The sequence below is a fragment of the Pseudomonas sp. MWU13-3659 genome, from assembly GCF_023757525.1.
GTDB lineage: Bacteria > Pseudomonadota > Gammaproteobacteria > Pseudomonadales > Pseudomonadaceae > Aquipseudomonas > Aquipseudomonas entomophila_E.
The window spans coordinates 53,330-70,573 of record NZ_JAMSHW010000017.1; the positions used below are offsets into that span (position 1 = coordinate 53,330).

At 65.0% G+C, this 17,244-nt stretch carries 19 protein-coding genes; 3 read left to right on the forward strand and 16 right to left on the reverse strand.

Annotated features, from left to right (window positions below; genetic code table 11):
• Positions 1–15: 15 nt before the first annotated feature.
• From NGM28_RS19830 to ccoN (NGM28_RS19890), 13 genes are all read right to left on the reverse strand, one after another.
• Entirely contained in the window at positions 16–699 is a 684-nt protein-coding gene (locus tag NGM28_RS19830) for a sulfite exporter TauE/SafE family protein (RefSeq protein WP_252091187.1), read from the reverse strand.
• The gene (gene ccoS, locus NGM28_RS19835; RefSeq protein ID WP_240065680.1) at positions 692–904 is read right to left on the reverse strand and encodes a cbb3-type cytochrome oxidase assembly protein CcoS; all 213 of its coding nucleotides are present in this window, start codon (positions 902–904) and stop codon (positions 692–694) included. The genes NGM28_RS19830 and ccoS overlap by 8 nt, the downstream gene beginning before the upstream one ends.
• Positions 886–3,357, reverse strand: a complete 2,472-nt coding sequence (locus tag NGM28_RS19840; RefSeq protein WP_252091188.1) for a heavy metal translocating P-type ATPase — start codon at positions 3,355–3,357, stop codon at positions 886–888. Before NGM28_RS19840 ends, ccoS begins: the two co-directional genes overlap by 19 nt.
• 153 nt (positions 3,358–3,510) lie before the next feature.
• Entirely contained in the window at positions 3,511–4,038 is a 528-nt protein-coding gene (locus NGM28_RS19845) for a FixH family protein (RefSeq protein ID WP_252091189.1), read from the reverse strand.
• Between the two features lie 15 nt (positions 4,039–4,053).
• Complete coding sequence (gene ccoG, locus NGM28_RS19850; RefSeq protein WP_240065683.1) at positions 4,054–5,469, reverse strand: cytochrome c oxidase accessory protein CcoG; 1,416 nt, start codon at positions 5,467–5,469, stop codon at positions 4,054–4,056.
• 290 nt (positions 5,470–5,759) lie between these two features.
• Complete coding sequence (ccoP, locus tag NGM28_RS19855; RefSeq protein ID WP_240065684.1) at positions 5,760–6,737, reverse strand: cytochrome-c oxidase, cbb3-type subunit III; 978 nt, start codon at positions 6,735–6,737, stop codon at positions 5,760–5,762.
• Positions 6,734–6,925 (reverse strand): CcoQ/FixQ family Cbb3-type cytochrome c oxidase assembly chaperone, encoded by a 192-nt coding sequence (locus tag NGM28_RS19860; RefSeq protein ID WP_011533052.1) that lies wholly within the window; start codon positions 6,923–6,925, stop codon positions 6,734–6,736. Before NGM28_RS19860 ends, ccoP (NGM28_RS19855) begins: the two co-directional genes overlap by 4 nt.
• Before the next feature lie 5 nt (positions 6,926–6,930).
• Positions 6,931–7,539, reverse strand: a complete 609-nt coding sequence (gene ccoO / locus NGM28_RS19865; RefSeq protein ID WP_011533053.1) for a cytochrome-c oxidase, cbb3-type subunit II — start codon at positions 7,537–7,539, stop codon at positions 6,931–6,933.
• Positions 7,539–8,981, reverse strand: coding sequence for a cytochrome-c oxidase, cbb3-type subunit I (gene ccoN, locus NGM28_RS19870; RefSeq protein ID WP_240065685.1), 1,443 nt, complete (start codon positions 8,979–8,981; stop codon positions 7,539–7,541). The genes ccoO (NGM28_RS19865) and ccoN (NGM28_RS19870) overlap by 1 nt, the downstream gene beginning before the upstream one ends.
• 479 nt (positions 8,982–9,460) lie before the next feature.
• Positions 9,461–10,408, reverse strand: coding sequence for a cytochrome-c oxidase, cbb3-type subunit III (gene ccoP / locus NGM28_RS19875; RefSeq protein WP_240065686.1), 948 nt, complete (start codon positions 10,406–10,408; stop codon positions 9,461–9,463).
• Positions 10,405–10,599: a cbb3-type cytochrome oxidase subunit 3 gene (locus NGM28_RS19880; protein WP_011533056.1), complete on the reverse strand. Its 195-nt coding sequence runs from the start codon at positions 10,597–10,599 to the stop codon at positions 10,405–10,407. Before NGM28_RS19880 ends, ccoP (NGM28_RS19875) begins: the two co-directional genes overlap by 4 nt.
• A 5-nt stretch (positions 10,600–10,604) precedes the next feature.
• Positions 10,605–11,213, reverse strand: a complete 609-nt coding sequence (gene ccoO / locus NGM28_RS19885) for a cytochrome-c oxidase, cbb3-type subunit II (protein ID WP_213660303.1) — start codon at positions 11,211–11,213, stop codon at positions 10,605–10,607.
• Between the two features lie 13 nt (positions 11,214–11,226).
• The gene (ccoN, locus tag NGM28_RS19890; protein ID WP_240065687.1) at positions 11,227–12,651 is read right to left on the reverse strand and encodes a cytochrome-c oxidase, cbb3-type subunit I; all 1,425 of its coding nucleotides are present in this window, start codon (positions 12,649–12,651) and stop codon (positions 11,227–11,229) included.
• A gap of 49 nt (positions 12,652–12,700) precedes the next feature.
• Here ccoN (NGM28_RS19890) and NGM28_RS19895 point away from each other — a divergent pair, with 49 nt between their 5' ends.
• A complete protein-coding gene (locus NGM28_RS19895) occupies positions 12,701–13,390 on the forward strand; it encodes an alpha/beta family hydrolase (protein ID WP_252091190.1) in 690 nt (229 codons plus the stop codon).
• Positions 13,391–13,525: 135 nt separating this feature from the next.
• On the opposite strand, the gene ppnP is transcribed toward NGM28_RS19895, so the two are convergent.
• Both ppnP and NGM28_RS19905 read right to left on the reverse strand, forming a co-directional pair.
• Positions 13,526–13,810: a pyrimidine/purine nucleoside phosphorylase gene (ppnP, locus tag NGM28_RS19900; protein WP_011533060.1), complete on the reverse strand. Its 285-nt coding sequence runs from the start codon at positions 13,808–13,810 to the stop codon at positions 13,526–13,528.
• A gap of 74 nt (positions 13,811–13,884) precedes the next feature.
• A complete protein-coding gene (locus tag NGM28_RS19905; RefSeq protein WP_252091191.1) occupies positions 13,885–14,436 on the reverse strand; it encodes a 3'-5' exonuclease in 552 nt (183 codons plus the stop codon).
• A 191-nt stretch (positions 14,437–14,627) separates the two neighbouring features.
• On the opposite strand from NGM28_RS19905, the gene NGM28_RS19910 reads away from it, so the two are divergent.
• Both NGM28_RS19910 and NGM28_RS19915 read left to right on the forward strand, forming a co-directional pair.
• Positions 14,628–15,428, forward strand: coding sequence for a substrate-binding periplasmic protein (locus NGM28_RS19910; protein WP_240065690.1), 801 nt, complete (start codon positions 14,628–14,630; stop codon positions 15,426–15,428).
• Between the two features lie 63 nt (positions 15,429–15,491).
• Positions 15,492–16,505, forward strand: a complete 1,014-nt coding sequence (locus NGM28_RS19915) for a GNAT family N-acetyltransferase (protein ID WP_252091192.1) — start codon at positions 15,492–15,494, stop codon at positions 16,503–16,505.
• Positions 16,506–16,621: 116 nt separating this feature from the next.
• Here NGM28_RS19915 and NGM28_RS19920 read toward each other — a convergent pair whose 3' ends face one another.
• Entirely contained in the window at positions 16,622–17,149 is a 528-nt protein-coding gene (locus tag NGM28_RS19920; protein WP_011533064.1) for an RNA polymerase factor sigma-70, read from the reverse strand.
• Between the last annotated feature and the right edge of the window lie 95 nt (positions 17,150–17,244).

Consider the following 17,244-nt stretch of genomic DNA (forward strand, 5'->3'; position numbering starts at 1 on the left):
GGCGAACCGCTTTGCTCAGTGCCCCATCAGCCAATGCTGGTGAGGCCCAGGCAACGTCCACACACCAAACAGGATCACCAGCACACCGCCAGCCATCCGTACCCCACGCTTGCGCAACAGCGCGCCGACCCGTTCGGCTGCCAGCCCCGTGGCCAGCAGCACCGGCCAGGTGCCCACGCCGAAGGCCAGCATCAGCGCCGCGCTGTGCAGCGCATCGCCCTGGCTCGCCGCCCACAGCAGGGTGCTGTACACCAGCCCGCAGGGCAGCCAGCCCCACAGGGCGCCGAGCAGCAGGGCGCGAGGCAGGCTGGACACCGGCAGCAGCCGTGTGGCCAGCGGCTGCACATGCCGCCACAGGCCACGACCGAGGGCTTCGATACGGGTCAGGCCGCTCCACCAGCCCGCCAGGTACAGGCCCATGCTGATCAGCAACAGCGCCGCGACGACCCGCAGGCCGATGGCCAGCGGGCTGCTGGCCAGGGCCACGCCGGCCAGGCCCAGCAGCAGGCCGGCGCAGGCGTAGCTGAGCACGCGTCCGAGGTTGTAGGCCAGCAGCAGGCGCAGGCGACGGCCGCGTTGTTCAGGCGGGATGGCGAGGGTCAGGGCGCCCATCAGGCCGCCGCACATGCCCAGGCAGTGGCCACCACCCAGCAAGCCCAGGACCAGCGCCGAACCGAGCAGGGGAAGCAGTTCAGGCACGCGGGGTCGAGTCCTTGTCTTCGGGCGGTACTGGTTCCGGCTTGGCGGCCGCCTGGTGTCGCGGGTCCTGGTCGTCGAACAGGATGCTGTGGGCCGGGCCTTCGAGGTCGTCGTACTGGCCGCTGTCCACCGCCCAGAAGAAGATGTACACGGCGACGCCGACCAGCAGCAGGGCGGCGGGGATCATCACATAGAGGGCGGGCATAGGTTGGTCCTTCCAGGCTGGGGCGCCTCGTTCGCGGGCTTGCCCGCGCCTGCGGGCAGGCGGGTCAGGCGCAAGGCATTGAGCACGACGATCAGCGAACTGACCGACATGCCGACCGCCGCCCAGACCGGGGTGATCCAGCCCAACGCGGCGAATGGCAGCATGAGGCCATTGTACAGCGTCGCCCAGAGCAGGTTCTCGACAATGTTGCGGCGGGTGCGGCGGGCCAAGTCGAAGGCCTGCGCCAGCGCCTGCAGGCGGTTGGACAGCAGCACTGCGTCGGCGCAGGTCTTGGCCAGGTCCGTGGCGCTGCCCATGGCAATGCTGATGTCGGCGGCGGCCAGCACCGGCACGTCGTTGACCCCGTCACCCAGCATCAGCACCTTGCGGCCTTCGGCCTGCAGGGCTTTGAGGCGGGCCAGCTTGTCGTCCGGACGCAGGCCGCCGACGGCCGTGTCGATGCCCAGTTGGGTGGCGACTTCGTTGACCATTGGCGAGCTGTCGCCGGACAGCAGCAGGGTCTGCCAGCCACGCGCCTTGCAGGCCGCAACCAGGTCCGGGGCGTCGTCGCGCAGGCGGTCGTCGAGGCCGAACCAGGCCAGCGGGCCGTGACGATCACCCAGCAGCAGCCATTGCCCGCGCGGCTCGGGCACGGCGGGCACCTCGGCACCGCTCAGGGCGCAGACAAAGGTGGCCTGGCCGATGCGCAGGCGCTGGCCGTCCGTCTCGCCCTCCAGGCCCAGGCCGGGGACGGCATTGACCTCTTCGGCGGGCCGGGCAGCGCGGCCAAAGGCACGGGCGATGGGGTGTTCGGAACGGTTTTCCAGGGCGGCCGCCAGCGCCAGGCACTGGTCGCCGTCCAGCCGCCCCAGTGGGCGGATGCTGCGCAGGGCCAGACGGCCTTCGGTGAGGGTGCCGGTCTTGTCGAAGATCACCGTGTCGATCTGGTTCAGACCCTCCAGCACATGACCGCGGGTAATCAGCAAGCCGAGCTTGTGCAGGGTGCCGGTGGCGGCGGTGAGCGCGGTGGGGGTGGCCAGCGACAGGGCGCAGGGGCAGGTGGCAACCAGCATCGCCAGGACGATCCAGAATGCCCGCGGGGCATCCAGCTGCCACCAGGCCAGGCCAATGATAGCCGCGGCCACCAGGCTGAACAGCAGGAACCACTGCGAGGCGCGGTCGGCGATTTCGGCCAGGCGCGGCTTCTCCAGTTGCGCCCGTTCCAGCAGGCGGACGATGGCCGACAGGCGCGAGTCCTGGCCCAGGGCCTGGACTTCAACGGTCAGGGTGCTCTCGACGTTGAGCGTGCCGCCGGTAACCGTGTCGCCACTGCGGCGGGGCAGGGGCAGGTATTCGCCGGTGAGCAGCGATTCGTCGACACTGGAACGGCCCTCGAGGATGCGGCCATCGGCCGGGATCACCGCGCCGGGCAGTACCTGGACGCGGTCGCCACAGCGAAGCTCGCCCAGCAGGATGCGCTCGGCCTGGCCGTTTGAATCCAGGCGCAGGCACGAGGCGGGCAGCAGGTTGACCAGTTGCGCGGTGGCCGCCGCCGTGCGTTCGCGGGCGCGGCGCTCAAGGTAGCGCCCGGTGAGCAGGAACAGCGCGAACATGCCCACGGTGTCGAAGTACAGCTCGCCGCTACCGGTGATCGCGGTCCAGATTCCGGCGCAGAAGGCCAGGCCGATGGCCAGCGACACCGAGACGTCCATGGTCAGGTGGCGCGTGCGCAGGTCGCGGGCGGCGCCCTTGAAGAATGGCGCGCAGCTGTAGAAAACGATGGGAATGGTGAGAAACAGCGCGACCCAGCGCAGGATGGTGTGCAGCTCGGGCGACAGGTCGATGTTGAATTCCGGCCAGGTGGCCATGGTCGCCATCATCGCCTGGAACCACAGCAGCCCGGCCACGCCGAGACGGCGCAGGGCGCTACGGTTTTCCTGGGCCAGTAGCTCGGCGGCCTGGTCGGGCTGGTAGGGGTGGGCGGCGTAGCCGATCTGGCGCAGTTCGGCCAGCAGCGTCGACAGCGGCAACTGGCTGTCGGCCCAGGTAATCAGCAGGCGGTGGTTGGACAGGTTCAGGCGCGCCTCGGCGACGCCGGGCAGGTTGCGCAGGTGCTTCTCGATCAGCCAACCGCAGGCGGCGCAGCTGATGCCTTCGACCATCAGAGTGGTTTCGGCCAGTTCGCCCTCATGGCGCACGAATGACTGCTGCACATCGCTGCGGTCGTACAGGGCCAGTTCGTCTTGCAATTGGCGGGGCAGGGCTTCGGGGTTGGCGCTGGTGTCGCTGCGATGCTGGTAATAGTGCTCCAGGCCCCCGGCGACAATGGACTCGGCCACCGCCTGGCAGCCGGGGCAACAGAACAGCCGGGGCTCGCCGAGGACCACGGCGGTGAAGCGGCTGCCGGCGGGGACGGGCAGGGCGCAGTGGTAGCAGGGGGTGGGTTGGGTCATCGACATCTCTTCTGGCTGGCGCGGACCTTGTAGGAGCGGCTTGGGCCGCGATCACCCGCTTGGCGGGTGCCACGCACCGCGTCGCCTGCATCGCGGCTGAAGCCGCTCCCACAGAAGGTTCAATGCTGGCGAGGTAGCCCCGCCAACAGGGTGTTACTGACGCTCGGCACCTTGCAGCGCTTCATCCCCCAGTTGCAAGGTTACGCCATGCTCGACCTTCTCCTCCTCGAACAGCCGCCACACGTGATCGTCCTGGCTGCCCAGCAGTTCGACGAAACGCCGCCCCTCGACCTTGTCGACCAGTTGGCCGACATAGCGGCCAGGCTCGCTGCGCGCCAGCTGGACCTTGCGGTCCTTGTCCGGCTGGGTCGGCGAGATCAGGTTCAGCTCCAGGGCCTGCGGATTGCTGTTGCCGGTCAGGCGCACCTCGACTTCGCCGGTCAGTTCGTCCAGGTGCACGCTGGCCTTGAGGTTGAGGGTCTGGGCCAGCAGCTCGCGATCCAGCGAGCGGTTGATGCCCTTGCCGGCCTCGTAGTAGTTGTCGTTGACCAGGTTGTCCGGGTTGCGCACGGCGATGCTGACCATGGTCAGGCTCAGGCACACCGAGGTGGCCAGGATCCCGATGATAATCCAGGGCCAGAGGTGCTTGTACCAGGGGCTGGCGGCGGTGGCGGCAGGCATTGTTCGTCTTCTCTCTCAGCGGATCTGTGGGCCGATGAAACGGCTCTTGGCTTCAACCTGGCTGGCGCTGTCGTCGGCGTCCTTGAGGATGAAGGTGATTTCGTTGGTGGTCGAGGGCAGTTTTTCCGGGGCGACCGACAACTGCACCGGCAGGTTGACGATGTCGCCGGCGGCGACGCGGATCTCGCGATGGCCTTCGAGCTGCAGGTCGGGCAGGCCAGCGGCGTCAAGCACGTAGACGTGGTCGCGCTGGTCCTTGTTCATCACTTTCAGGCTGTAGACGTTCTCGATCCGCCCCTGGGCGTTCTCGCGGTACAGCACGCGGTCCTTGGCCACGTCGAAGCCCACCAGCGAACGGGTGGCGAAGGCGGTTGCCAGGGCGCCGATCATCACCAGCAGCACCAGGGCGTAGCCGATCAGGCGCGGGCGCAGCATGTGGGTCTTCTGCCCGGACAGGTTGTGCTCGGTGGTATAGCTGATCAGCCCTTTGGGGTAGTTCATCTTGTCCATGATGCTGTCGCAGGCGTCGATGCAGGCGGCGCAGCCGATGCACTCGATCTGCAGGCCGTCGCGGATGTCGATGCCGGTGGGGCAGACCTGCACGCACATGGTGCAGTCGATGCAGTCGCCCAGGCCCTTGGCCTTGTAGTCGATGTCTTTCTTGCGCGGGCCGCGGGCTTCGCCACGGCGCGGGTCGTAAGAGACGATCAGGGTATCCTTGTCGAACATCACGCTCTGGAAGCGCGCATACGGGCACATGTAGATGCACACCTGCTCGCGCAGCCAGCCGGCATTGCCGTAGGTGGCGAGGGTGAAGAAACCGACCCAGAAGTAGGCCCAGCCGTCGGCCTGGCCTGTGAAGAACTCGATGGCCAGCTCGCGGATCGGCGAGAAATAACCGACGAAGGTCATGCCGGTGACGAAGCCGATCAGCAGCCACAGGCTGTGCTTGGCCAGCTTGCGCAGGAACTTGTTCGCGCTCATGGGCGCCTTGTCCAGCTTCATGCGTTGGTTGCGGTCACCCTCGGTGACTTTCTCGCACCACATGAACACCCAGGTCCACACGCTCTGCGGGCAGGTGTAGCCGCACCAGACCCGGCCGGCGTACACGGTGATGAAGAACAGGCCGAAGGCGGCGACGATCAGGATGCCCGAAAGCAGGATGAAGTCCTGAGGCCAGATGGTGGCGCCGAAGATGTAGAACTTGCGCTCGGGCAGGTTCCACCAGACGGCCTGGTGGCCGCCCCAGTTCAGCCAGACGGTGCCGAAGTACAGCAGGAACAGCACCGCCCCGCCGACCATCCGCAACCTGCGGAAGATGCCGGTGAAGGCGCGGGTGTAGATTTTTTCACGCGAGGCGTAGAGGTCGACGGAATCCTTTCCCTTGTTGGCAGGCGGGGTGACGTCATGTACCGGAATTTGCTTGCTCATCATCAAGTCCCACGGCAGTGGAAAAACGCCGTAGCCAGTGCGTGCCGGCTGCGGTCTCGCGCATGCTGCTAGCGCTCTGCGGCCCATGATACGCCTGTCGCGGCGCGCCGGGGTCGCACTGCGACCTTTAGTCGCGTTGGGTTCGTGGTGTGAATCGTGATATGGCGGGTGTCAATTGATTCAGGTCAGCTTGTGCTGAGTTTGCTGGCCTCATCGCGGATGAATCCGCTCCTACAGGTTCAGCGCGATACCTGTAGGAGCGGATTCATCCGCGAGAGGCCTGGCCTGCCTTACTCGGCCTTGGCCGGCTCCGCCTGATGCGACAGGCTGTACACATAAGCGGCCAGCAAGTGCACCTTGTCGTTGCCCTGCATCTGCGCCTGGGCCGGCATCTGCCCCTGGCGGCCGTAGCGGATGGTCTGTTGCAGCTGGGCGAAGCTCGAGCCGTAGATGAACGCCTGCGGGTGCGTGAGGTTAGGCGCGCCCATGGCTGGGGTGCCCTTGCCTTCAGGCCCGTGGCAGGCCACGCAGTTGGTGGCGAAGATCTGCTGGCCCTTGACCGGGTCGGCCTTGGCGTCCTCGGGCAGCTTGCGGCCGTCGAGGTTGGTCAGCACGAAGGCCGCCACGTCCGCCACGCCCTGCTCGCCGATCACCGTGGCCCAGCCCGGCATCACGCCGTGGCGACCGTTCATGATGGTGGTCTTGATGGTCTCCGGCTCGCCGCCCCAGCGCCAGTCGTTGTCGGTCAGGTTGGGGAAGCCGTAGGCACCGCGGGCGTCGGAGCCGTGGCACACCGAGCAGTTGGAGGCGAACAGGCGCGCGCCCATCTTCAGTGCCTGCGGGTCCTTGGCCACCTCCTCGACGGGCATGGCGGCGAACTTGGCGAAGATCGGTCCGAAGCGGGCATCGGCCTTGGCCATTTCCTTCTCCCACTCATGCACGCCGGTCCAGCCGGCCTGGCCGTTGGAAAACTCGGTCTTCTTGTCGTTGTCCACGTACGCGTAACCGGGGAGCACGCCTTTCCAGTTGCCCAGGCCCGGGTACAGCACCAGGTAGCCGAGGGCGAAGACGACGGTGCCGACGAACAACCAGAACCACCACTTCGGTAGTGGGTTGTCGTATTCCTCGATGCCGTCGAAGGCGTGGCCGACGACTTCGTCGGTGATCTCTTCGCGCTGGCCCTTGCGGGTCGACAGCAGCAGCCAGGTCAAGGCGAAGATGGTGCCCAGGGTCAGGACGGTGACGTACAGACTCCAGAAGGTTGTCATTGTTGTTTGCTCCTAGACGCTTGTGCTTGCTCGACGTGTCGGGTGGCCTCGGGGTCGTCGGCGAACGGCAACTGCGTCGCCTCGTCGAATTCCTGCTTGCGCCGCGGGCTGAACACCCACAGCGCCAGGCCCACGAAGGCCACCAGCACCACGACGGTGCCCAGGCCGCGAATCGTGCCGATATCCATCAGGGTCACCGTTTGCTCTTGATGAGGGTGCCAAGGCCTTGCAGGTACGCGACGAGGGCGTCCATCTCGGTCTTGCCCTTGACCGCGTCGCGGGCGCCGGCGATGTCTTCGTCGGTGTACGGCGTGCCCAGGGTGCGCAGGACTTCCATCTTCTTGGCGGTGTCCTTGCCGTCGAGCTTGTTCTCGACCAGCCACGGGTAGGACGGCATCTTCGACTCGGGCACCACGTTGCGCGGGTTGTACAGGTGCGCGCGGTGCCAGTCATCGGAGTAGCGACCGCCGACGCGGGCCAGGTCCGGACCGGTACGCTTGGAGCCCCACAGGAACGGGTGGTCCCACACGCTCTCGCCGGCCACCGAGTAGTGGCCGTAGCGTTCGGTTTCGGCGCGGAACGGGCGGATCATCTGCGAGTGGCAACCCACGCAGCCTTCGCGGATGTAGATGTCGCGCCCTTCGAGCTCCAGCGCGGTGCGCGGCTTCATGCCCTCGACCGGCTTGTTGGTGACGTCCTGGAAGAACAGCGGGACGATCTGCGTGAGGCCACCGACGCTGACGGCGATGACCATGAAGAAGGCCATCAGGCCGATATTCTTCTCGACTGCTTCATGCTTCATCAGTGGGCTCCCACGACGACGATCTTGGCGGCTTCCTCAGCCTGTACCGGGTTGGCGGCACGCACGGTGCGGAACACGTTGTAGGCCATCAGCAGCATGCCGGAGGCGAAGAACGCACCGCCCAAAGCGCGGACGATGAAGCCCGGGTGGCTGGCCTGCAGCGCTTCGACGAAGGAGTAGGTGAGGGTGCCGTCGTCGTTGATGGCGCGCCACATCAGGCCCTGGGTGATGCCGTTGACCCACATCGAGGCGATGTACAGCACGGTGCCGATGGTGGCCAGCCAGAAGTGCGCGTTGATCAGCCCGACGCTGTGCATCTGCTCGCGGCCGTAGAGCTTCGGGATCATGTGGTACACCGCGCCGATGGAGATCATCGCCACCCAGCCCAGGGCGCCGGCGTGGACGTGGCCGATGGTCCAGTCGGTGTAGTGCGACAGCGAGTTGACCGTCTTGATGGCCATCATCGGGCCTTCGAAGGTGGACATGCCGTAGAACGCCAGCGACACCACCAGGAAGCGCAGGATCGGGTCGGTGCGCAGCTTATGCCAGGCGCCCGACAGGGTCATCATGCCGTTGATCATGCCGCCCCAGCTCGGGGCCAGGAGGATGATCGACATCACCATGCCCAGCGACTGCGCCCAGTCCGGCAGGGCGGTGTAGTGCAGGTGGTGCGGGCCGGCCCAGATGTACAGGGTGATCAGCGCCCAGAAGTGCACGATCGACAGGCGATACGAGTAGATCGGGCGTTCGGCCTGCTTGGGTACGAAGTAGTACATCATCCCCAGGAAGCCGGTGGTGAGGAAAAAGCCCACGGCGTTGTGGCCGTACCACCACTGGATCATCGCGTCGGTGGCGCCGGCGTAGGCCGAGTACGACTTGAACAGGCTGACCGGCAGCGAGATGTGGTTGACGATGTGCAGCATCGCGGTGACCACGATGAACGCACCGTAGAACCAGTTGCCGACGTAGATGTGCTTGGTCTTGCGCTTGACGATGGTGCCGAAGAACACCAGGGCGTAGGTGACCCAGACGATGGCCAGCAGGATCGCCAGCGGCCACTCGAGCTCGGCGTACTCCTTGGTGGTGGTGAAGCCCATCGGTAGCGTCACCAGCGCGCCGACGATCACCGCCTGCCAGCCCCAGAAGGTGAAGGCGGCCATGCTGTCGGAGATCAGGCGGGTCTGGCAGGTGCGCTGCACCACGTAGTAGCTGGTGCCGAACAGGGCGCAGCCACCGAAGGCGAAGATCACCAGGTTGGTGTGCAGCGGGCGCAGGCGGCCAAAGCTCGTCCATGGCAGGTCCAGGTTGAGCTGGGGCCAGACCAGTTGCGAGGCGATGAAGACGCCGAGCCCCATGCCAAGGATCCCCCAGACCACCGTCATGATGGCGAACTGGCGGACGACCTTATAGTTATAAGCAGTCGGACTGATTGCAGTGCTCATTCTAAGGTTCCACGGTTTGGGTGTTCTTGTTGGTTGGTAAATCGGCGCCAGTATCGATAACCACCAGGGTTATGGCAACGCAAGGAAACTTGCGCCGACCCGTGTCCAGGCCCTTTCCACCACCGTCCCGTGGCGTGGGGGTTGAACGATTGTACACAAATAAATATTTGTAATGTGTACCATTTTCCATATTTTTCTGATCGATCGGTCAAGCTTTTTAATCGAGGGACGGGCACGCAAGGCGTCATCCCAAAGCCGCAGGCTCGTGAGCGTGGAGTCGATGCGTGATGTCAGGCTGTGCACCACGTCTGTTCCGGTCGCTGCGAGCGGAGCCACTGTGGCAACAAGCTTAGTTGCGTTCGGAGGGGGTGCAAGGAAGGGGGGAGAGTGGGCTGCTTTGCAGCCCTTTCGCCGGCAAGCCGGCTCCTACCTGAACGGCGCTGGGCCTGTAGGAGCCGGCTTGCCGGCGAAGAGGGTGGTTACTTGGCGGTCAGGCCTTCACTTTCGACGGGTACATCCTGCGACAGGCTATACACATAGGCCGCCAGCAGGTGGACCTTGTCGTTGCCCTGGATGTCATGCTGCGCAGGCATCTGGCCCTGACGGCCATAACGGATGGTCTGCTGCAACTGGGCGAAGCTCGAACCGTAGATGAACGCCTGCGGGTGGGTCAGGTTAGGCGCGCCCATGGCCGGGGTGCCCTTGCCTTCAGGCCCGTGGCAAGCCACGCAGTTGGTGGCGAACAGTTCCTTGCCCTTGGCCGGGTCGGCCTTGGCGTCAGCCGGCAGGGTGCGGCCGTCGAGGTTGGTCAGCACGAATGCCGCCACATCGGCTACGCCCTGCTCGCCGATCACCGTGGCCCAGCCCGGCATGATGCCGTGGCGGCCGTTCATGATCGACGCCTTGATGGTCTCCGGCTCGCCGCCCCAGCGCCAGTCCTTGTCGGTCAGGTTGGGGAAGCCGTAGGAGCCTTTGGCGTCCGAGCCATGGCATACCGAGCAGTTGGAGGCGAACAGGCGGCTGCCCATCTTCAGGGCCTGCGGATCCTTGGCCACGTCCTCCACCGGCATGGCGGCGTACTTGGCGAAGATCGGCCCGAACTTGGCATCGGCCTTGTCCATCTCTTTCTGCCACTCGTCCACCTGGGTCCAGCCATTCTCGTAGCCGGGCAGGATGCCTTTCCAGTTGCCCAGGCCCGGGTAGAGGATCAGGTAGCCCACCGAGAACACCAGGGTGCCGACGAACAGCCAGAACCACCATTTCGGCAGCGGGTTGTCGTATTCCTCGATGCCATCGAAGCTGTGGCCCATGGTCTGGTCGGTGGTATCGCTGCTCTGGCCCTTGCGGGTGGCGAGCAGCAGCCAGGTCAGGCCGATCAGGCTGCCGAGGGTCAGTACGCTGATATACGTACTCCAGAAGGTGGTCATTGCCGGGTACTCCTCATGGCAGCAGGTTCCTGCCCGGCAGGGGGCAGGCGGTCGTCGACGAAGGGCAGCAGGCGCGCTTCGGCGAAATCACGGTCGCGGCGACGGTTGAACACCCAGAGCGAGAGGCCGATGAAGGCGATCATCACCACCAGGGTGCCCAGGCCGCGGATCATGCCGATGTCGATGTCCATCGCACTCACCTCTTGTTCTTGATCGCGGTGCCGAGCACCTGCAGGTAGGCAACCAGCGCGTCCATCTCGGTCTTGCCTTTGACCGCGTCCTTGGCACCGGCGATGTCGTCGTCGGTGTAGGGCACGCCCAGGGTGCGCAGGGCGCGCATCTTGACGTCGGTGTGGCTGTTGTCGACCTGGCTGGCCACCAGCCACGGGTAGGACGGCATCTTCGACTCGGGCACCACGTTGCGCGGGTTGTACAGGTGCGCGCGGTGCCAGTCGTCCGAGTAGCGGCCACCGACACGGGCCAGGTCCGGTCCGGTGCGCTTGGAGCCCCACAGGAACGGGTGGTCCCACACGCTCTCGCCCGCTACCGAGTAGTGGCCGTAGCGTTCGGTCTCGGCGCGGAACGGCCGGACCATCTGCGAGTGGCAACCCACGCAACCTTCGCGGATGTAGATGTCGCGGCCTTCGAGTTGCAGGGCGGTGTAGGGCTTCATGCCTTCGACCGGCTTGTTGGTGACGTCCTGGAAGAACAGCGGGACAATCTGCGTCAGGCCGCCGATGCTGACGGCGAACACCATCAGCAGGGCCATCAGGCCTATGTTTTTCTCAACGACTTCATGGTTCATCAGGCTCTACTCCTCAAGCCAGCTGGGCGTTGGCGGTGGCTTGCTCGGCGGCGGGGGCACGCACGGTGCGCCAGGTGTTCCAGGCCATCAGGAACATGCCGCTGAGGAAGATCGCGCCGCCGACGAAGCGCACGACGAAGCCGGGGTGGCTGGCCACCAGGGTTTCGACGAACGAGTAGGTCAGCGTGCCGTCGCTGTTGACCGCGCGCCACATCAGGCCCTGGGCGATGCCGTTGACCCACATCGAGGCGATGTAGAGCACGGTGCCGATGGTGGCCAGCCAGAAGTGCGCGTTGATCAGCCCGAGGCTGTACATGCGCTCCTTGCCGAACACTTTCGGGATGGTGTGGTACAGCGCGCCGATCGAGATCATCGCCACCCAGCCGAGGGCGCCGGCGTGGACGTGGCCGATGGTCCAGTCGGTGTAGTGGGACAGGGCATTGACGGTCTTGATGGCCATCATCGGGCCTTCGAAGGTGGACATGCCGTAGAACGCCAGCGACACCACCAGGAAGCGCAGGATCGGGTCGCTGCGCAGTTTGTGCCACGCACCCGACAGGGTCATCATGCCGTTGATCATGCCGCCCCAGCTCGGGGCCAGCAGCACCAGCGACATGATCATGCCCAGCGACTGCGCCCAGTCCGGCAGGGCGGTGTAGTGCAGGTGGTGAGGGCCGGCCCAAATGTACAGGGTGATCAGCGCCCAGAAGTGCACGATCGACAGGCGATACGAATACACCGGGCGTTCGGCCTGTTTCGGTACGTAGTAGTACATCATCCCCAGGAAGCCGGCGGTGAGGAAGAAGCCCACGGCGTTATGCCCGTACCACCACTGCACCATGGCGTCGGTGGCGCCGGCGTAGATCGAGTAGGACTTGGTCAGGCTGACCGGTATCTCCAGGTTGTTGACGATATGCAGGATCGCCACGGTCAGGATGAAGGCGCCAAAGAACCAGTTGCCCACGTAGATGTGCTTGGTGTTGCGCTTCATCAGCGTACCGAAGAACACCACGGCATAGGCGACCCAGACGATGGTGATCAGGATGTCGATCGGCCATTCCAGTTCGGCGTATTCCTTGGTGCTGGTGTAGCCCAGCGGCAGGCTGATCGCCGCCAGCAGGATCACCAGTTGCCAGCCCCAGAAGGTGAACGCGGCCAGGCGTGGCGCGAACAGGGTGGTCTGGCAGGTACGTTGCACCGAATAATACGAGGTGGCGAACAGGGCACAGCCGCCGAAGGCGAAGATCACCGCGTTGGTGTGCAAGGGTCGCAGGCGGCCGAAGCTGGTCCACGGCAGGTCGAGGTTGAGGGCGGGCCAGGCGAGCTGGGCGGCAATGAAGACGCCGAGCCCCATCCCGACGATGCCCCACACCACCGTCATGATGGCGAATTGGCGGACCACCTGGTAGTTGTAGGCGGTACTGCTGGTTGTGTTCATGTATGGGTTCCCATCCACGGTTATAGGCAGGCTAAACAGCGAGGCAAGCATGAGTAATGGGCAAAGTGCCGGTATTGACGGGGATCAATGGGCGAAGATCGGAAATGTCCCAGGCTTGCGCTGCGATCCTCCACGAATCTCGGCCGATCGCAGTTATCGCGGTTGCCTGATCCTGGCCCATGGCGCGGGTGCGCCGATGGACAGCGGGTTCATGGAGGACATGGCGCAAAGGCTGGCGGGGCAAGGGGTAGGGGTGGTGCGCTTCGAGTTTCCGTACATGGCCCAGCGCCGTGTCGACGGCGGCAAGCGGCCGCCCAATCCGCAGAAGGTGTTGCTGGAATGCTGGCGTAATGTATACGACCAGGTGCGACCATTAGCCGCAGGGCCTGTGGCCGTTGGCGGCAAGTCCATGGGCGGGCGCATGGCCAGTCTTCTGGCCGATGAGCTGGAGGCAGACGCACTGGTATGCCTGGGGTATCCGTTCTATGCGGCGGGCAAACCGGAGAAGCCGCGGGTCGAGCACCTGGCGGGGTTGCGCACGCGCACGCTGATCGTCCAGGGGGAGCGCGATGCCCTGGGCAACCGTGAAGCGGTGGAGGGGTATGTGTTATCGCCGGCGATCGAGGTGAGCTGGCTGGCGGCGGGGGATCATGACCTGAAGCCGCTGAAGGTTTCCGGGTTCAGCCATGAGCAGCATTTGCAGGCGGCGGCTGAGCGGGTGGCGGGATTTCTCTCATGAAGAGCACCGTACTGGCGCCCCCCCTGTAGGAGCGGCTTCAGCCGCGATCACCCGCATAGCGGGTGCCAGGCATCGTGTTGCCTGCTTCGCGGCTAAAGCCGCTCCTACCCGGAAAGGGCGTAGGCGCCGGCGTGCTTAGTCGCGGTACTCGCACAGGTAGGCGGTGTCTACAGCCACCTTCAGCTGGAACTTGCTGTCGGCCGGCACGTTGAACTGGCTGCCTGCCGCGAACTTCTCCCAGTTGTCGCTGCCCGGCAGCTTGACGGTCAGGGCGCCGGAGACCACGTGCATGATCTCGCGCTTGGCGGTGCCGAACTCGTATTCCCCCGGGGCCATCACGCCCACGGTGGCCGGACCTTCCTGGCCTTCGAAGGCGATCGACTTGACGGTGCCATCGAAGTATTCATTGACCTTGAACATGGGGCGACTCCTGGAAAAGGGCTGAAAAAAAGGGCTGGCCAGTATGCCCAAGGCCTGCCCTTGCGTCATCTGTTTCAGGCGCCGCCAACCGGCAGGCTCAGCGGCAGCAGGCGTGCCGTGTTGCGGGCATCCTCCAGGGCCCGATGCTGCTGCCCGGAGAACTGCAAGCCGGCCAGTTGCAGGGCGCTGTTCAGCCCCGCCGGGCGCTGCAGGTGGCGGGCCTTGGCGAAGCGCTGCTTGAGGTTGATGTGTGGCAGTTGCAGCAACAGGCTGTCGACATGATGCAACTGCCACTCCTGCAGCAGCTGCTTGCGATCGTAGTCGCCCCAGCTCACCCAGGCCTGCAGTTGCGCCTGGTGGTTCACCAGCCAGCGTTCGAACTGCCCCCAGACCTCGCTGAACGGCGCGGCGTTGTCGACATCGGCCTGGCTGATATGGGTCAGCTCGCGGCAGAACGGCGTCAACTGCGGCCGCCGCCGGGGCCGCACGAAGCGCTGGAAGTGGTCGACCTCGCGGCCTTCGCGGGTGGCCAGGCTTGCGCCGATTTCTATGATTTCCATCTCCGTGACCGGCCAGCCGCCGTCATCGGTGGTTGCTTCCAGGTCGATCACCAACCAGTGGCCCATGCCAGGCTCCCTCTCAATGCACAGTAGCCTGCGGCGTCTCCCAAGGACCCTTCACGCAGGCCCGTAGAGCGTAGCCAAAGTCGCGGCGAACGGCATCCCCTGGCACTTTGGCATATCCGGCGGTTGTGCCCGCCCGGGAAAACGCCTAGCTTAGGTGGATTAAGGCCTTAACCCGTGATGAGTGTCTCGACTTGATCCCACTGCCCCGCCTCAAGGTGTCGTCCTCCCTGCTGCTGTTCGCCGCATTGTTGCTCAGTGCCGTGGCCCGGGCCGACGAGGCGGTCGAGGTGAAGATCGGCGCGGCGCATTTCCCACCCTATACCGTACGCCCGGAGCAGGGCGCCGACACGGGTCTGCTGCCGCAACTGGTCGAGGCACTGAACAAGCTGCAACCTGGGTACCGTTTCGTGCTGGTGCCGACGTCAATTCCGCGGCGCTTCGGTGACTTCCAGCAAGGACGCACCGACATGGCGATCTTCGAGAACCCGCAGTGGGGGTGGCAGGGGATCGCGCACAAGGCGGTGGACATGGGGCTCGAAGACGCCGAGATCTTTGTCGCCCGGCCGCAGGCAGGTCGCGACCAGCACTATTTCGAAGACCTGGAAGGCAAGCGCCTGGCGCTGTTCAACGGCTACCACTATGCCTTCGCCGACTTCAACGCCGACCCCGCGTATCTGAAGGAGCGCTACCGGGCGGCACTGACCTATTCCCACGACAGCAACCTGTCGATGGTCGAGCGTGGGCGTGCCGACATCGCCCTGGTCACCCGTTCATACCTGAGCGATTTCCTCAAGCGCAACCCGCAGAGCGCCGGCCAACTGATGGCGTCGCAGCGTGTCGACCAGGTCTACCATCACTACGCCTTGCTGCGCCCCGACGCGCCGATCAGTCCCGAAGCATTTGCCGCGCTGATGCGTCGTCTGCGCGAGAACGGTGAGTTGCTGCGCATCTTCCAGCCTTACCAGATCACCGTGGAAAAGCCCCACGACTAAATTCCACGGGTGTGGCCACGTATTCACGGGTGAGCCTTTATTTCATTCCCGTGAGCCATGACCATGCCGTTCGATGCCGCTTCGCAGCCTTCTTGTGCACCCCGCTGGCACAGCCTGCAGGCCGACGAGGGCGATTGCCGCCTGAGCCTGACCCTTGAAGGCCGCCCGTTGATCCAGGTGCGCCTGGTGGCGGCAGCCCGCCTTGAAGTCCATCTCGAGCAGCTCTGCCCGGAACGCCCGGAGCAGGCGTTGTGGGCGGCCTGCTACTGGTTGCTGTCCCGTGACCCGGCGTGCCAGCGACTGGCCTGGCTACTGCCGCAACCGATACCGCAGGCGCTGGCCAGCGGCCTGTTGGTGGTCGGTGAGCGGCCGGGCGAGTACTTCTGTGAGCGCACCCTGTTCTGGCAATTGCCGCAGCCTTGGCTGGGAGCCTCCGTTGCCGGGGCTTATCCCCAGCAGATGCAGCTCAGCAACGGCAAGCGTCACCCTCGACGCGGGCCCAAGCCACGGGGTGAGGTGTACCGGCGTTTCGATGCACGCCTTGGGGTCTGGGTGTCACTGCGCACCTTGGAAATCGACCAGGACCTCGAACGTTTCAACCGCTGGCAGAACAACCCGCGGGTCGTGCACTTCTGGCAGGAAGGCGGCTCGCTGGCACAGCACCGCGAGTACCTGGCCAAGCTGGAAACCGATCCGCATACCCTGACCCTGATCGGCTGCTTCGATGACGAGCCCTTTGCCTACTTCGAGGCCTACTGGGCCAAGGAGGACCGCATCGCGCCGTTCTATCCGGCCGACGATTACGACCGTGGCATCCACATGCTGGTGGGGGAGGAGGTGCACCGCGGCCCGCACAAGGTGGCCAGCTGGTTGTCGGCGCTGGTTCACTACCTGTTCCTCGACGATCCGCGTACCCAGCGCGTGGTGGCCGAGCCGCGGGCCGACAACGGCAAGATGATCGGCTACATGCACGACCAGTGCTTCCACTGCGAGAAGGAGTTCGATTTCCCGCACAAGCGGGCGGCGCTGATGATTTTGGGGCGGGAGCGGTTCTTCGAACGCTGCAAGCTGGTGTGATGCAGCAGGGGCCGCTTCGCGCCCCATCGCGGCTCAAGGCCGCTCCTACAGAACAACGCGATCCCTGTAGGAGCGGCCTTGAGCCGCGATGGGGCGCGAAGCGGCCCCTTGGGGTTTCAGCCCAGGCGACTGCTCTTGCGGCAATGGATCAGTGCATCACGGATCATGAAGTTGACCAGCGTCGGTGACACCCCCAGCTCCTTGGCGATGTCCTTCTGCGGCACCCCGTGCAGGCGATACATCTCGAAGGCGTAGCGGGTGCGCTGGGGCAGTTCGTTGAGGGCGTCGGCGATGTGTTCGAGGGTGGCGAGGTTGATGTGGGTGGCTTCGGGCGAGGCGTTCTGGATGACCACGTTAAGCCCTTCCTCTTCGCTGCCCGAATATTTCAGCTCCATGGCCTGCTTGCGGTAGTGATCGATGGCCAGGTTGCGCACGATCTGGAACAGGTAGCTGAGCTGGGCCTTGAACGACGAGGTGATTTGCGGGGCGGCACTGAGCCGGAAGAAGGCGTCCTGCACCACGTCCTCGGCGCGGGAGCGGCAACCGGTGATGCGCGCGGCGATCTTGACCAGGATACTGCGGTTGTCGACGAACGCCTGGAGCAGTGGTGAATCGCACTTACTTGTGGATAGTTGTTCCGCCATGGAAATCACCTTGTCTCTGTGGAAAAAGGGAGCACACCAAGCTAGGAGGCTTCCTACGACGTGCGACAAGCTATTCAGAATGATAATGATTGTCA